The organism is Saccharopolyspora sp. ID03-671, from assembly GCF_045278815.1.
In the GTDB taxonomy this organism is placed as follows: Bacteria; Actinomycetota; Actinomycetes; order Mycobacteriales; family Pseudonocardiaceae; genus Saccharopolyspora; species Saccharopolyspora ipomoeae.
The window spans coordinates 5,103,049-5,118,391 of sequence record NZ_CP134054.1 but is presented as its reverse complement, the minus strand read 5'-3'; the positions used below and the strand labels follow the sequence as shown (position 1 = coordinate 5,118,391).

General features: G+C 71.3%; 11 protein-coding genes. 2 read left to right on the top strand and 9 right to left on the bottom strand.

Going from position 1 to position 15,343, the window contains the following annotated elements; translation table 11 throughout:
* Positions 1-17 precede the first annotated feature (17 nt).
* From ftsW to REH65_RS23705, 5 genes are all read right to left on the bottom strand, one after another.
* A complete protein-coding gene (gene ftsW / locus REH65_RS23725) occupies positions 18-1,439 on the bottom strand; it encodes a putative lipid II flippase FtsW (protein WP_406689135.1) in 1,422 nt (473 codons plus the stop codon).
* A 4-nt stretch (positions 1,440-1,443) separates the two neighbouring features.
* Positions 1,444-2,853, bottom strand: coding sequence for a UDP-N-acetylmuramoyl-L-alanine--D-glutamate ligase (gene murD / locus REH65_RS23720; RefSeq protein ID WP_406689134.1), 1,410 nt, complete (start codon positions 2,851-2,853; stop codon positions 1,444-1,446).
* A gap of 38 nt (positions 2,854-2,891) precedes the next feature.
* Positions 2,892-3,959 carry a phospho-N-acetylmuramoyl-pentapeptide-transferase gene (mraY, locus tag REH65_RS23715; RefSeq protein ID WP_281454736.1) on the bottom strand — a complete coding sequence of 356 codons (1,068 nt, stop codon included), beginning with the start codon at positions 3,957-3,959 and terminating at the stop codon, positions 2,892-2,894.
* Positions 3,956-5,428, bottom strand: a complete 1,473-nt coding sequence (gene murF, locus REH65_RS23710) for a UDP-N-acetylmuramoyl-tripeptide--D-alanyl-D-alanine ligase (protein ID WP_406689133.1) — start codon at positions 5,426-5,428, stop codon at positions 3,956-3,958. The genes mraY and murF overlap by 4 nt, the downstream gene beginning before the upstream one ends.
* 90 nt (positions 5,429-5,518) lie before the next feature.
* Positions 5,519-7,165, bottom strand: coding sequence for a UDP-N-acetylmuramoyl-L-alanyl-D-glutamate--2,6-diaminopimelate ligase (locus REH65_RS23705; RefSeq protein ID WP_406693226.1), 1,647 nt, complete (start codon positions 7,163-7,165; stop codon positions 5,519-5,521).
* A 262-nt stretch (positions 7,166-7,427) separates the two neighbouring features.
* Between REH65_RS23705 and REH65_RS23700 the strand changes: the two genes are divergently transcribed.
* A complete protein-coding gene (locus REH65_RS23700) occupies positions 7,428-7,943 on the top strand; it encodes a CHAP domain-containing protein (RefSeq protein ID WP_406689132.1) in 516 nt (171 codons plus the stop codon).
* Between the two features lie 144 nt (positions 7,944-8,087).
* On the opposite strand, the gene REH65_RS23695 is transcribed toward REH65_RS23700, so the two are convergent.
* Positions 8,088-9,806, bottom strand: a complete 1,719-nt coding sequence (locus REH65_RS23695) for an IlvD/Edd family dehydratase (RefSeq protein ID WP_281454740.1) — start codon at positions 9,804-9,806, stop codon at positions 8,088-8,090.
* A gap of 200 nt (positions 9,807-10,006) precedes the next feature.
* Here REH65_RS23695 and REH65_RS23690 point away from each other — a divergent pair, with 200 nt between their 5' ends.
* Positions 10,007-11,329 carry an MFS transporter gene (locus tag REH65_RS23690; protein WP_406689131.1) on the top strand — a complete coding sequence of 441 codons (1,323 nt, stop codon included), beginning with the start codon at positions 10,007-10,009 and terminating at the stop codon, positions 11,327-11,329.
* Between the two features lie 170 nt (positions 11,330-11,499).
* On the opposite strand, the gene REH65_RS23685 is transcribed toward REH65_RS23690, so the two are convergent.
* From REH65_RS23685 to rsmH, 3 genes are read right to left on the bottom strand one after another with little or no spacing between them, the layout of a single operon-like run.
* Positions 11,500-13,341 carry a penicillin-binding protein 2 gene (locus REH65_RS23685; RefSeq protein WP_281454742.1) on the bottom strand — a complete coding sequence of 614 codons (1,842 nt, stop codon included), beginning with the start codon at positions 13,339-13,341 and terminating at the stop codon, positions 11,500-11,502.
* Positions 13,341-14,138, bottom strand: coding sequence for a hypothetical protein (locus REH65_RS23680; protein ID WP_406689130.1), 798 nt, complete (start codon positions 14,136-14,138; stop codon positions 13,341-13,343). The genes REH65_RS23685 and REH65_RS23680 overlap by 1 nt, the downstream gene beginning before the upstream one ends.
* On the bottom strand, positions 14,135-15,133 hold the full coding sequence (gene rsmH / locus REH65_RS23675) for a 16S rRNA (cytosine(1402)-N(4))-methyltransferase RsmH (RefSeq protein WP_406689129.1): 999 nt from the start codon (positions 15,131-15,133) through the stop codon (positions 14,135-14,137). The genes REH65_RS23680 and rsmH overlap by 4 nt, the downstream gene beginning before the upstream one ends.
* Positions 15,134-15,343 lie beyond the last annotated feature (210 nt).

The following is a 15,343-nucleotide window of genomic DNA, read 5'->3' as shown; positions in this document are numbered from 1 at the left end:
GACCGTCTGGTCCCCGCTCAACGGTGTCCTCCTCGTGTCTGAGCCCGCGATCCGGGCCCGCTGCGCGCACCTCGTGCGCGGGGTTGTGCTCCGCTCCGGCGCGTTCCGGACGCGCCCGCGCTCTTGGCACCGGGCCGGGTCTTGGGAACGGGCCGGGAAGTCTTCCGCCTCGCCGGCGGACGGTAGGGCGCCGGGGTGGGCAATCGCAGCAGCCTGCCGACCCGCCCCGGTCCCAGAGACCGTAGCGCGGCGATGGCTTCGGGCTCGTGCCGGGCGAAGTTCGCGAGCAGGCCGAACACGAGCATGCTGGTGACCACCGAGGACCCGCCGGAGGAGATCAGCGGCAGCGGCAGTCCGGTGGTGGGCAGCAGGCCGACCACGTAGCCGATGTTGATCACGGCCTGGCCGATGAGCCAGGTCGTCAGGGTCGCCGCGACGAGCCGGATGAACGGGTCGGTGTTGCGGAACGCGATGCGCATGCCGACGTAGGCGGTGGTGGCGTAGAGCATGAGCACCACGGCGCAGCCGATGAACCCGAGCTCCTCGCCGATGACCGCGAAGATGTAGTCGTTGTGCACGTTGGGCAGGTACTGCCACTTCGACCAGCCCTGGCCGAGACCGCGTCCCATCAGCCCGCCGTCGGCGAGCGCGAACAGCGCCTGCATGGCCTGGTAACCGTTGCCGGACGGGTCCGAGGCCGGGTCGAGGAACGACGTCAGCCGCGCCATCCGGTACTCGGCGATCATCGCCAGCATGATGCCGCCGGTGAGCGCGCCCAGCGCCATCATCCCGAACAGCCGCAGCGGCGCGCCCGCGAACCACAGCAGCGCGAGCAGCACCACGAACAGCGTGATCGTGGAGCCGAGGTCGGGCTGCAGCATCACGAGGGTGAACATCAGCAGCGCGGCGGGCACCACGGGCACCAGCAGGTGCCGGTACTGGGTCATCAGGCCGCGCTTGGTGACCAGCACGTGCGCGCCCCACAGCGCGAAGGCGACCTTGGCGAACTCGACGGGCTGGAAGGACACGCCGCCGACGACGAACCAGCTGCGGGCGCCGTTGAGCTCGGTGCCCACGCCGGGGATCAGCACGAGCGCCAGCAGGCCGAGGCAGAAGGCGAGCAGCCCGAGGCTGTAGCGGCGCAGCAGCCGCACCGGCACGCGCAGCGCGATGTAGAACAGCACGAGTCCGGCGCCGCAGTACATGACCTGCTTGACGAACACGCTGTAGGACGAGCCGTCCTTGTTGAACGAGTCGACGCTGGACGCCGAGAGCACCATGACCAGGCCGAACACCGTGAGCAGGCCGAAGACGGCCAGCAGCAGGTGGAACGAGGCCAGCGGGCGGGTCAGCCAGGCCGTCAGCGTGGACAGCACGGTCACCCCGGCGCGCTTGCGGGGCTCTCGGTCGGCAGCGGTCTTCGTCGCGGCGGTGGCCACCCGATCACCCGCCGCGGGTCGTCGCCGGGGTTCCGGACAGCACCGCGCGCACCGCGTCGGCGAAGGCGCGACCGCGGTGGGCGTAGTCGGTGAACATGTCCATGGACGCGGCGGCGGGGGCGAGCAGGACCGCCGAACCGGGCCGCGCGTGGTCATGAGCGAGGCGAACCGCTTCGAGCATGCCCGCATCGTCCCCCGCTGCGACCTCGTCCACGGGCACATCGGGGGCGTGTCGGCCGAGAGCGGCGGAGAACTCGGCGCGGTCGCGGCCGATGAGCACCACCGAGGCGAGGCGGCCGGCGTTGGCGCGGACGAGCTCGTCGACGTCGGCGCCCTTGAGCAGGCCGCCCGCGATCCAGACGACCGAGTCGTGGGCGCGCAGGGCGGCGTCGGCGGCGTGCGGGTTGGTCGCCTTGGAATCGTCCACGTAGGACACCCCGGCGCTCTCGGCGACGACCACCGAGCGGTGCGCGCCGGGTTCGAAGGTGCGCAGCCCCTCGGCCACGGCTTCGGGCGCGACGCCGTGCGCGCGGGCCAGCGAGGCCGCGGCCAGCGCGTTGGCGACGTTGTGCGGACCCGCCGGGCGGACCTCGGAGAGCTGGGCGAGCACGACGTCGGTGCCGACGGCTCCGGGACCGAAAGCGCGGTCCACCAGCCGGTCCTCGGCGACGCCGAGCTGCCCCTCGGCGGGGGCGTCGAGGGTGAACGACACGTGCCGCCCCTCGGCAGCGGCGACGAGCCGGGCGGACCAGGTGTCGTCGGCGTTGAACACCGCGACCTCGTTGCCCGCGAACACCTTCGCCTTCGCCTCGCCGTAGGACTCCAGCGAGCCGTGCCAGTCGAGGTGGTCGTCGGCGAGGTTGAGCACCGCGGCGGCCTTCGGGCGCAGCGCGGACTGCCAGTGCAGCTGGAAGCTGGAGAGCTCCACGGCCAGCACCCGGTTGCCGGCGCGGACCGCGTCCACCACCGGCAGTCCGACGTTCCCGCAGGCCACGACGTCTTCACCGGCGGCGCGCAGGATCGACTCCAGCATGCTCACGGTGGTGGTCTTGCCGTTGGTGCCGGTGACCGCGAGCCAGGTCGAGGGCCCTTCGGGCTTCTCCTGGTCGAGCCACCAGGCGAGCTCGACCTCGCCGATCACCTCGACCCCGGCGTCGGCGGCGGCCGACAGCAGCGGCGCGGTGGGCCGCCAGCCGGGGCTGGTGACCACCAGGTCGGTGCCCTCCTGCGGGGCGTCGAGGCCCGGAACCAGCCGCGCGCCCTGGGATTCCAGGGAGGCGAGGGCGGCGAGCCGATCGGCGGAACCGTCGGTCACCGTCACCTCCGCGCCCGCCGCCAGCAGCGCCTCCGCCGCCGACCGCCCGGACACCCCGGCACCGGCGACCAGCACCCGCTTCCCTCGGTACCGGCTCACGGCCCCGCCTCCCTGCTCGTTCTCCGTCACGTCCGAAATTACCGGGCCAGTGCCAGCCAGTCGGCGTAGAACAGTCCGACGCCGAACATGCAGCTGATGCCCGCGAGCACCCAGAACCGGATGATGACCGTGGTCTCGGCCCAGCCCGCCAGCTCGAAGTGGTGGTGGAACGGGGCCATCCGGAACAGCCGTCGCCGGGTCGTCCGGAACACCACGATCTGCAGCACCACCGACAGCGCCTCGACGACGAACACGCCGCCGATGATGATCATCAGCAGTTCGGTGCGGGTCGCCATCGACAGGCCGGCCAGCAGACCGCCCAGCGCCAGCGAGCCGGTGTCACCCATGAAGATCTTCGCCGGTGCCGCGTTCCACCACAGGAACCCGACGCAGGCGGCCATCGCCGCCGCGGCGACCACCGCGATGTCCAGCGGGTCGCGGACCGTGTAGCAGCCCGGGGCCGGACCGGCGCCGAAGCAGTCGTTGCGCAGCTGCCAGAACGAGATCAGCACGTAGGTCGCCAGCACCATCGCCGCGGTGCCACCGGCCAGGCCGTCCATGCCGTCGGTGAAGTTCACGGCGTTGGACCAGCCGCTGATCGCGATGTAGGCGAAGATCACGAACCCGACCGCGCCGAACGAGATCACCGTGATGTCCCGCAGGAACGACAGGTCCACCGACGCCGGCGTGACGCCGTTGCGGTTCGGGAACTGGATCGCCAGGATCGCGAACAGCACCGAGGCCACCAGCTGGCCGACCAGCTTCGCGGTCTTGTTCAGACCGAGGTTGCGCTGCTTGCGGATCTTGATGAAGTCGTCGAGGAACCCGACGATGCCCAGCGCCGTGGTCAGCCCCAGCACCAGAAGCCCGGTGGCCGTGGGCTGATCGCCCATCACCAGGTGCGTCACCAGGTAGCCGCACCACATCGCGACCAGGATGGCCATGCCGCCCATCGTCGGCGTGCCGCGCTTGGCGGCGTGGGTGCCCTGCACCTCTTCGCGGATCTCCTGCCCGAAGCCCTGCCGGGAGAACACCCGGATCAGGTACGGCGTGAACAGGATCGAGACCACCAGCGCCACCGCGGCGGAAATCAGAATCGGCTTCACTGCTGCTGCTCTCCATTACCGCCATCGGCGAACAAGGCTTCCGCGACCCGCCACAGACCGGCGGAGTTGGACGCCTTGGTCAAGACCACATCACCGGGACGCAGCTCGGCGCGCAGCAGCGCGACGGCCGCGTCGATGTCCGGAACCAGCACCGATTCCTCTCCCCACGACCCCTCCAGCGATGCGGCCTGGTGCATCGCCTGGGCCTGTTCGCCGACCACCACGAGCCGGTCGATGTTCAAGCGGACGGCGAGCCGCCCGATCTCGTCGTGCGCCTCCACGTCGGCGTCGCCGAGCTCGGCCATCGGCCCGAGCACGGCCCACGCCCGCGCGGAGCGCCCCCGGGTCATCGCGGCCAGCGTCTTCAGCGCGGCGCGCACCGACTCGGGGTTGGCGTTGTAGGCGTCGTTGACGACGGTGACGCCGCCCGGGGTCTCGGCGACCTCCATGCGGCGGGCCGAGACGCGCTCGACCGCGCCGAGGCGCTCGGCGACCTGCGGCAGCGTCGCGCCGAGCTCCAGCGCGACGGCCGCGGCCGACAGCGCGTTGCCCACGTGGTGCTCGCCGAACAGCGGCAGCGTCACCCGCTCCTTGCCGGCCGCGGTGACCAGCGTGAACGTGGGCCGCGCGAGCTCGTCGACGTCGATGTCCTCCGCGCGCACGTGCGCGTTCGGGGACTCGCCGACGAGCACCACGCGCGCCCGGGTGCGCTCGGCCATCGCCGCAACCAGCGGGTCGTCGGCGTTGAGCACGGCGACGCCGTCCTCGGGCAGCGACTCGACGAGCTCGCCCTTGGCCTGCGCGACCGCCTCCTGCGAGCCGAACTCGCCGAGGTGCGCGTGACCGACGTTGAGCACCACGCCGATGCTCGGCGGCGCGACCTCGCAGAGCGCGGCGATGTGCCCGACGCCGCGAGCCGACAGCTCCAGCACCAGGTGCCGGGTGCTCTCGTCGGCGCGCAGCACGGTCCACGGGTGGCCCAGCTCGTTGTTGAACGAACCGGGCGGCGCCACCGTCGGCCCCATCGGGGCCAGCAGCTGCGCGATCAGGTCCTTGGTGGACGTCTTGCCGGACGAGCCGGTGACGCCCACGACGGCCAGCTGCGGGAGCCGGTCCACGACGTGGCGGGCCAGCTTCGCCAGCCCGTTGAGCACCGCCGCTCCGGTGCCGTCGGTGTCACCCGCCAGCGCCATCGCGCCGGAGCGCTCCTCGACCGGTGCCGTGGGCACCAGCACTGCGGGGGCGTCCACCTCGCGCGCGGCGAGCACGCCGGTCGCGCCGTCGGTGATCGCCTGCGCGGCGAAGTCGTGCCCGTCGACGCGCTCTCCCGGCACGGCCACGAACAGCCCGCCCTCGGTGATCTTGCGCGAGTCGAACTCGACCCCGGCGCTGACGATCTCCGAACCTTCCGCACGGTGAAGCCTGCCGTCCACCGCCGAAGCGATGTCAGCGAGGCTGAGCCGGATCAACCTGCCTCCTCGGTGTTCTCGCGGGACACCCGCGCCCGGCAGGCCGGGTTCGCACCCGGCCTCCTGGTCTGCTGCCCAGCGTTGCGGCGCTCACGCGCCCGCTGTGGTGTCCCGCCCCCGACGATCTTGGGTTTCTTCGTTGCGGCCAAGCCTATGGCGCAGCGCGGCGGCCAACTCCTCCCGGTCCGAGAAGGGGTGCACCACGCCCGCCACCTCCTGTCCTGTCTCGTGGCCCTTGCCCGCGACGACCACGATGTCGCCGGGCTTGGCGCGTTCGACCGCGGCGACGATGGCCGCTCGGCGGTCACCGATCTCGATCACCTCACCACGCTCGCCGGCGGGCACTTCCTGGGCCCCCGCCAGCATCGCGGCCCGGATGTCGGCCGGGTCCTCGCTCCGCGGGTTGTCGTCGGTGACGATGAGCAGCGCGGACCGCCGTGCGGCGGCCTCGCCCATCAGCGGTCGCTTGGCGGTGTCGCGGTCACCCCCGCAGCCGAGGACGACGATGACGTCACCGTCGACCTGCGCCCGCGCGGCGTCCAGCACGGCCGAGACCGCGCCGGGCTTGTGCGAGTAGTCCACCACAGCGGTGAAGTCCTGCCCGAGCGCGACACGCTCCATGCGACCGGGCACGTCGACCTCGGCCAGGCCCTGCTCGATGGCGTCGACCGGCACCCCGGCGGCGTGCAGCACGCCGATCGCCAGCAGCGCGTTGGCCACGTTGAACGGGCCGGGCAGGCGCAGGCGGATCGGCAGCTCCAGGCCGTCCGGGCCGTGCGCGGTGAAGGTCTGCTCGCCGGTCGGGTACGCCGTGACGTCGGTGGCGGTCCAGTCGGCCTCACCGGGCTCGGTGGTGACGGTGATCGTGCCCGACTTGACCAGCCTGCGGCCCCAGTCGCCGTCCACGCAGACCACCTCGCGCTCGGCGCGGCCGTCGAACAGCAGCGCCTTGGCCTGGAAGTAGTCCTCCAGGTCGCGGTGGAAGTCCAGGTGGTCCTGGGACAGGTTGCTGAAGGCGCCGACGGCGAAGCGGGTGCCCGAGACGCGGCCCATCGCCAGCGCGTGGCTGGAGACCTCCATCGCGACCGCGCTGACGTCGTGCTCGACCATCACGGCCAGCAGCGCCTGCAGGTCGGGGGCCTCGGGCGTGGTGAAGGCGCTGTCCAGGCGCTCACCGGCGATGCGGGTCTCCACCGTGCCGATCTGGCCGGTGGTGAGCCCGGCGGCGTTGAGCGCGGACTCCAGCAGGTAGCTGGTGGTCGTCTTGCCGGAGGTGCCGGTGACGCCGAGGATCTGCAGCTTGCTGGACGGATCGCCGTAGATCAGCGCGGAGGCCGCGCCGAGGACGCCGCGCGGGTCGTCGTGCTCCAGCAGGGCGACGCGGCCCTCGCGCACGGCGGGGTGCTCGGTCAGCCCGGCGCGGAGGATGCCCTCGGCGTCGGTGAGCACCGCGTGCGCGCCCGCGTCCAGCGCCTGCTCGGCGAAGTCCGCGCCGTGCACGCGCACGCCGGGCAGGGCGGCGAAGACGTCGCCGGAACGCACGTGTTGAGCGCGGAGTGTGGCACCGGTGACCGCTACGTCGGCAGCGGGGCAACCGGGTGCGCGCACCACGCGCGCGCCGATCTGATCGGCGAGCTTTTTGATCGCCACCGGCTCGACGTGGGTGGGTCGAGGCGGGGCGGTCGCGACCGCGGAAGGCACGTCGCGCAAGGCTACCGGTACCACTGGCGGCCGCATCTCCATGGTCGCCCACCCGTTCGGCCGCCTCGTCGCTGCTCCGAAGCGAGCAACGCCCGTCCGGTCGCGACCCGGTTCGCGCGGCGGGTTTCGACACCCCGTGCACGACCGTTCCGAAGCGTGACCGGGCGAGCTCGTCGTGTCCGTTTTCGCGGCTCGTAGGGGGCGTGGCGGGAACCTGCCGCACCCCTGGCTCACGACATTCCGGACCTATAACGTTCCGGAGGACCGTGAGAGATTCACCGATCTCCGGAGGTACTTCGTGAGAAGTCATCGAACCGGCCGGTGGGCGGCCACCACGCTCGCCACCGCTCTGATCATCGCCCCGCTCGCCGCCGCACCGGCGCTCGCGTCACCCGCACCGGCCGTCCAGCCCGCTGCGTCCCAATCCGCCGAGGTCTTGCCCTTCTCCCCCGCCGACGGCACCGCGCAGGGCGCCGTCGAGTGGTTCGAGGCCAACGCCGGCAGCACCGACTACGAGGGGCTGTGCGAGATGGCCGCCGAGAACGCCTGGGGCGTCACCGGCGTCTGGCCCTCGGCCATCGATCACTGGAACGGCGCCGTCGCCGCGGGCAAGGCCCACACCGACGGTTCCACTCCCCCGGCAGGCGCCTTCGTCTACTGGAACATCAGCGAGTACGGCCACGTCGGCATCGCCGACGGCAACGGCGGCTTCCACTCCAGCAGCATCAACGGCGCCCTCGGCCACGCCGACAGCACCTCCTACTTCACCAACTACCTCGGCTGGAGCGACCCCCAAGTCCCGGCCACCCCCTGACCCCCGCATCCGGGTCGAGAACCGCGGTTCTGGTCCCGACGATCACGGCGACCGTCGGGACGCGCGGATCGCGGCGGTTTCCGACGACGGAGTGCGCCCGCAATCCGTCCCCGGATTGCGGGCGCACTCCGTCGTCGGGGTGGGTCAGTGGCCGTCTCGCGGGACGTAGCGGCCGGACTTGCCGACGAGGAAGTCGAGGTCGGCTCCGTCGGAGGCCTGCAGCACGTGGTCGTAGTAGAGGCGCTGCCAGCCGCGCTCGTAGGGGTTGTCCGGGTCCTTCCACTCGGAGCGGCGGCGCTCCAGCTCCTCGTCGGGGATCTCCAGGTCCAGCGTCCGGTTCGGGACGTCGATGCTGATCGTGTCGCCGGTGCGGACGAAGGCCAGCGGACCGCCCGCAGCGGCCTCGGGCGTGACGTGCAGGATCACCGTGCCGTAGGCGGTGCCGGACATCCGCCCGTCGGAGATGCGGACGATGTCGTCGAACCCGGCGTCCTGCACCTTCTTCGGCACCGGCACGTTGGCGACCTCGGGCATGCCCGGGTAGCCCTTCGGTCCGGCGTTGCGCACCACCAGCACCGTGTTCTCGTCGACGTCGAGATCGTCGTCCTTGCAGACCGCGTAGTACTCGTCGACGTCCTCGAAGACCCGGGCCGTGCCCCGGTGCACCAGCAGCCTCGGCGAGGCCGCCGACTGCTTGATCACCGCGCCCCCGGGCGCCAGCGAGCCGCGCAGCACGGCGGTCCCGGTGCCCACGGCCTGGAACGGTTCGTCGAAGGACGTGATGACCTCGCGGTTGTGCACCTCGGCGTCGGCGATGTTCTCGCCCATGGTCCTGCCGTTGACGGTGATCGCCTCGCGGTCGACCAGGTCGCCGAGCTCCTTGAGCACGGCCGGGAGCCCGCCCGCGTAGCAGAAGTCCTCCATCAGGAACTTGCCGCTGGGCTGCAGGTTCACCAGCGTCGGCACCTCGCGGCCGTCGAGGTCGAAGTCGTCGACGGTGAGCTCCACGCCCACCCGCTTGGCGATGGCGATCAGGTGCACCACGGCGTTGGTGGACCCGCCGATGGCGGCGTTGGCGCGGATGGCGTTGCGGAACGCCTCGCGGGTCAGCACGTCGGAGGGCTTGAGGTCCTCGGCGACCATCTCCACGATCCGCTGCCCGGTCTGCTGGGCGGTGGCGTAGCGGCGGGCGTCGACGGCCGGCCAGGACGCGGCGTAGGGCAGCTGCATGCCCAGCGCTTCGACGACGCAGGCCATGGTCGAGGCGGTGCCCATCGTCATGCAGTGCCCGTTGGAGCGGGACATGCAGCCCTCGATGAAGTAGCACTCCTCCTGGTCGATCTTGCCCGCGACCAGGTCGGCCTCGGCCTGCCACACGGCGGTGCCGGAGCCGATGTCGGTGCCCCGGTACTTGCCGTTGAGCATCGGACCGCCGGTGAGCATCACGGCGGGCAGGTCGACGCTGGAGGCCGCCATCAGCAGTCCCGGCGTCGTCTTGTCGCAGCCGGACAGCAGCACCAGTCCGTCGAGCGGGTTGGCGCGGATGGTCTCCTCGGCCTGCATCGCCAGCAGGTTCCGGTAGAGCATCGTGGTCGGGCGCATCAGGGTCTCGCCGAGCGCCATGTTCGGGAACTCCAGCGGGAACCCGCCCGCCTGCCAGACGCCACGCTTGACGGATTCCGCGATGCGCTGCTGGTGGGCGTTGCACGGGGCCAGTTCGGACCAGGTCGTGCCGATGCCGATGACCGGTCTCCCGTCGAACACCTCGTCGCTGTAGCCCTGGTTCTTCACCCAGGACCGGGCGGTCATGCCCGCGCGCCCGTGGGCCCCGAACCAGCTGGCGCTGCGCCGCGGCGTGCTCATCGCGTCCTCCCGTGCTGTGGTCTCCAGCGGATGTGGCCGACACAACCAGTTCGAACAGCCCCGCGCAATAGTTCATCCGCGATCTCGAACAGCGGTTGCCATTTCGAACATGGGCATTGACGCTGCTGATCGGCACTCCTACTCTCGTGATCCGCATCACGAACAACGTTCGGTATACCGAACCTCATCGAGGAGGCCGGGTGGAACCCGACACGCTGCGATCAGCGGTACGGCGAGTCATGGTGCGGCTGATCCCGTTCCTGTTCCTCATGTACGTCATCGCGTTCCTGGACCGCGTCAACATCGGCTTCGCGAAGGAGGAGTTCCAGGCGCACGCCGGGATCTCCGACGCCGCCTACGCCCTGGGCGCGGGCCTGTTCTTCATCGGCTACGCGCTGTTCGAGGTGCCCAGCAACCTGATCATGACGCGGGTCGGCGCCCGCTGGTGGATGTGCCGCATCATGGTCACCTGGGGCGTCATCTCGGCGGCGATGTCGCTGGTCAACAGCGAGTTCCTGTTCTACCTGATGCGCTTCCTGCTCGGCGTCGCCGAAGCCGGGTTCTTCCCCGGCGTGATCCTCTACATCACCTACTGGGTCCCGCACGCGTTCCGCGCGCGCTGCAACGCGCTGTTCTACTTCGGCATCCCGCTGGCCTCGATGCTCGGAGCACCGCTGTCCGGCGCGCTGCTGGAGCTCGACGGCGTCGCCGGAATCCTGGGCTGGCAGTGGATGTTCGCCGTCGAGGGCCTCATCGCCTGCGTCGTGGGCGTGTGGGCGCTGTTCTACCTCGACGACTCCCCCGAGCAGGCCGAGTGGCTCACCGAGGACCAGCGCAACGCCCTGCGAACCGCGCTCGACGCCGAGGCCGAGGCGAAACCCGGCCCGCACCGGCTCCTCTCGGGATTGCTCGACCCGCGGGTGCTGTACTTCTGCCTGATCTACTTCCTGATCCAGTGCAGCGTCTACGGCATGACCTTCTACCTGCCGACGCAGGTGTCCGAAGCCGTCGGCAGCGAGGTCGGGCTGCTGGTCGGCCTGATCACCGCGATCCCGTGGACGGTCGCGCTGATCGCCAACATCGTCGTCAACACGGCGGCCGACCGGCTGGTCCAGCCGAAGAAGCGGTTCGTCGCGGCGGCGAGCGTGGCGCTGGGCTCGGTCGGCATCGCGGCCTCGGCGACCTTCAGCAGCCCGGTCCTGGCCATCGCGGGCCTGTCGGTGGCGGCCGCGGGGTACATCGCCGTGCAGCCGGTGTTCTGGACGTTCCCCGCCGCCTACTTGACGGGGACCGCGGCGGCCGCCGGGATCGGCCTCATCAACTCCCTCGGCAACCTGGGCGGCTTCGTCGCCCCGGTCGCCAAGACCTGGATCGAGTCGACCCTCGGCTCCGACACCGCGGGCCTCCACCTCCTGGCCCTCTGCGGTTTCGCCGCCGCAGCCCTGTTCCTCACCCTCTCCCGGGCCCAGGACCCCTCACGCACCTCGAAACCCCAGGAGAGGGGAAGTTTTCATGAGAACTGACACCACCCCAGAACCACCACCCCGACCAGCGACGTCAGGAAAACCCCAGCACAACCCGGGGTGACACCGTCCGTTCGGTCCTCAGGGGATCGAAGTTCTCATGAAAACTTCGACGGAGAGAGGTTCGTGGGTGGGGGAAGTTTTCATGAAAACTTCCCCCACCCACCGAGTCACTGGACCTGGAGCATCTGCACCGGAGACTGCTCCTTGGAGAGCGGGATCTGGTAGCGCTGGGTCAGGAAGCTGGCGATGGTGTTGAACAGCGGTGCCGCCGAGGTGGATTCGCGGGATCCCGACGGCGCGTCGAGCATCAGGCCCACGACGAAGCGCGGGTTGTCGGCGGGAACCATGCCGGCGAAGGTGATCCAGTACTTCGACTGGCTGTAGCAGCGGCACGCCGGATCGATCTGCTGCGCCGTGCCCGTCTTGCCCGACACCTGGTAGCCCGGCAGCGCCGCGTCCGAACCCGTGCCGTCGTTGCGGCTGCCCGGACCGTCCTGCACCACCGCGCGCAGCATGTCCTTGACGGTGTGCGCGGTCTGCGGGCTCACCACCCGCACCGGCTCCGGGCGCGGGCGCTCGACGCGCTTGCCGTCCGGGCCGATCTCGGCCTCGATGATGCGCGGCGGCATCCGCACGCCGTCGTTGGCGATGGCCTGGTACATGCCCGCCATCTGCAGCACGGTCATCGACAGCCCCTGCCCGATCGGCAGGTTCGCGAACGACGACCCCGACCAGTTCTCCCGAGCCGGGAGGCTGCCGCCGCTCTCGCCGGGCAGCCCGATGCCGGTCGGCTTGCCGAGCCCGAACGCCTTGGCGAGGTCGTACCAGCGCTGCTCGCCGAGCTGCTGGGCCACCATCAGCGTGCCCACGTTCGACGACTTGCCCAGCACACCGGTGAAGGTCAACCCGATCGTGCCGTGCTCCCAGGCGTCGCCGACCGTGCGGTCGGCGACCTTGATGTTGCCCGGTACCTGCAGCACCTGATCCGGTTTGACCAGGTTGTTCTCGATCGCCCCCGCCGCGGTGATCACCTTGTTCACCGAGCCGGGCTCGTAGGGCGTGGTCACCGCCGGGTTGCCGAGGTTGCCGACCCACGGCCCGCGCGGGTCGAAGGTCTTGTCGTTGGCCAGCGCGTAGACCTCACCGGTCTTGGCATCGAGGACCACGGCGCTGGCGTTCTTCGCGCCCGCCCGCGCGGCGTAGTCCGACACCTCCCGCTGCACCATGTACTGCAGGTCCGAGTCCAGCGTCAGCTGCACGTCGGAACCCGGCGTGGCCGGTTCCAGCTCCCGCTCGGTGCCCGGGATGACCAGGCTGGAGCCCATCGCGGTGTCGGAGACCTTGGTGCCGTTGCGGCCGCCGAGGACGTCGTCCATCGCGGCCTCCAGGCCGATCTGGCCCTGGACCTTGCGCTCGTCCATCCGCCAGTTCGCGGCCCCTATGACATTGGCCGCCAGGTTGCCCGCCGGGTACTCGCGGGTCGCGCGGTACTCGGCACCGATGTGCGGGTACTTCTCGGTGATCTGGTTGGCCTTGCTGGGGTCGATCTCCGGGCCGAAGTACGTGAACCCGGCGTCCTTGAACAGCGCGTCGAGCACTTCCTGCTCGGTGATCTGCCCGGGCAGCGTCTTGGCGATGAACCGGGCGATCTCCTGCTTGTACTGCGCCGACGTCGGCTTGCTCGGGTCCTTGGCGTGCTGCTCGTCGAAGGCCTTGGTGAGCTGGCGCGGGTTCGCGTAGAGCTGGCGCGCTTCGCTGGAGAAGGCGAGCACGTTGGTGTTGCGGTCCACGATGGACCCGCGGTCGGCGGGGATCGCGTCCTTGGTGATCCGCTGCTTCTCGGCCTGGCTGGACAGCGCACCGGCCTCCACGCCCTGGACCTGGACCAGCTTGGCGCCGGTCACCAGCAACGCGATGACCATGAGCAACCGCCCGACCAACAACCGCCGGTTGCTCCCGGCGACGTTGGTGCGGGCGGTGCGACCTCGTGCTTGGGGCCTGCGCGGCATCAGCGCCCCATCGCCTGCGCCGCGGCCGGGTCCTGCTGCGGAGCGGGAGCGGTCGGTTGCGCGGGCGCGGTCGGCTGGGCGGGCGCGCCCGCCTGACCTGGGACGGGCTGGCCCGGCGCGGGCTGAACCGGCACGACCGGGGGCGCCGGCGGCGCGGGCGGCGGCGGGGCGACGGCCTTCTTCGGCTCACCCACGACCACGACCGAACCGTCCGGCTGCGGCACCAGGTGCGCGGGGGCCGGGGCCTTGACCATGCCCAGCTCCTGCTCGGCGCGGCGCTGGATCTCCGGCGTCGAACCCATCGTGCTCACGTCGCGCTGCAGCTGCTCCTTGTGCTCGTTGAGCGCGTTGAGCCGGGCTTCGCCCTCCTGCAGCCGGTAGCTGCCCGAGACCGCCGAGATCGACAGCCACAGGGTCGCGGCCAGACCGGTGGCCAGCACCACCATCACGACCACGACCAGCGGCAACCGGGCCAGCGTCGAGACGCGCTCGTGCACCAGCTGCTTGGCGCGCGGCATCGCCGCGACGGGGCGCCGCTCGTCGGCGCCCTGGCGGATCTGTCGCGGGCGGCGGGCCGACTGGTCGCGCCGCTCCTCGCGCCGCGCGTAGGCGCGCTCGGCGGCGGCCGAGCGGGTGCGTCGCTTGTCGGACTTCTTCGGCGACGGCTTCAGCCCCGAGGGCTGGGAACTCGTCTTCTCCTGGGTGCCCGTCTTCGCCTGGGTGCGGGTCTTCTCCGCGGTCTGGGCCTCGGCGGCCTCGGTTCGTGACGCCGCGTTGGCACGTGCAGGTGCAGTCATGTCGCCTCCTCGCCGTTGCCCCCGCGGATCCGCTCGGCGGCGCGCAGCCGCACCGAAGCCGCCCTGGGGTTGGTTTCGATCTCGTCGGCACCGGCCTGCTCGGCACCCCGGGTGAGCAGCCGGAACTCCGGCCCGTGCCCGGGGAGTTCGACCGGCAGGTCGACCGGGGTGCGGGACTTCACGCGATCGGCGAGCTCCCGCTTGGTGATCTTGTCCTCCAGCGAGTGGTAGGACATGACCGCGATCCGGCCGCCCGGGGCCAGCGAGTCCAGCGCCGCGGGCAGCGCCCGCTCCAGCACGTCGAGCTCGGCGTTGACCTCGATGCGCAGCGCCTGGAACGTCCGCTTCGCCGGGTGGCCGCCGGTGCGCCGACTGGCGGCCGGGACCGCGCTGTAGAGCAGTTCGACCAGCCGCGCGCTGGTGCTGAACGGTTCCTTGTCGCGCTCGCGGACGATCGCCGAGGCGATCTTGCCCGCGAACCTCTCCTCGCCGTAGACCCGCAGGATCCGCGCGAGGTCCTCGTGCGGGTAGGTGTTGAGGATGTCGGCCGCGGTGCGCGGCGCCCCCGAGTCCATCCGCATGTCCAGCGGCGCGTCCTGCGCGTAGGCGAAACCGCGGTCGGCCTCGTCCAGCTGCAGCGAGGACACGCCCAGGTCGAACAGCGCGGCGTCCACGGTCGACAGCCCGAGCTCGTCGAGCACCCGGTCCCACTCGTCGTAGACCGCGTGCACCAGGTCGATCCGGTCGGCGTACGGCGCGAGCCGCTCACCGGCCAGGCGCAGCGCGTCCGGGTCCCGGTCGAGCCCGATCAGGCGCAGCCCGGGGTGCGCGGCCAGCATCGCCTCGGAGTGCCCGCCCATGCCGAGCGTGGCGTCGACGACCACCGCCCCGTCCCGGGACAGCGCCGGCGCCAGCAGCTCCAGCGTGCGCTCCAGCAGCACCGGCACGTGCTTGTCGCGGGCGGAACCGCCCGTCTCATGCGGCTCGTCGGCCACTGCGGTCCCTCCCTCCCGCGTGCCGTTCTTGCTCAGAACCAGCGATCGGCGCGCACCCGTCAGTGCGCACCGACCGTCGTTGCGTAGATCCCCCTCCGGCGCCGGATCCCGTCAGGTCCCCGCCCGCCCGTCGCTTCCTGGTGCCGGGGAAGATGCACCAGGAGACGGAAGCCGAGCGGACCGAGGCCTCACGAAACCCGACCGTCACGC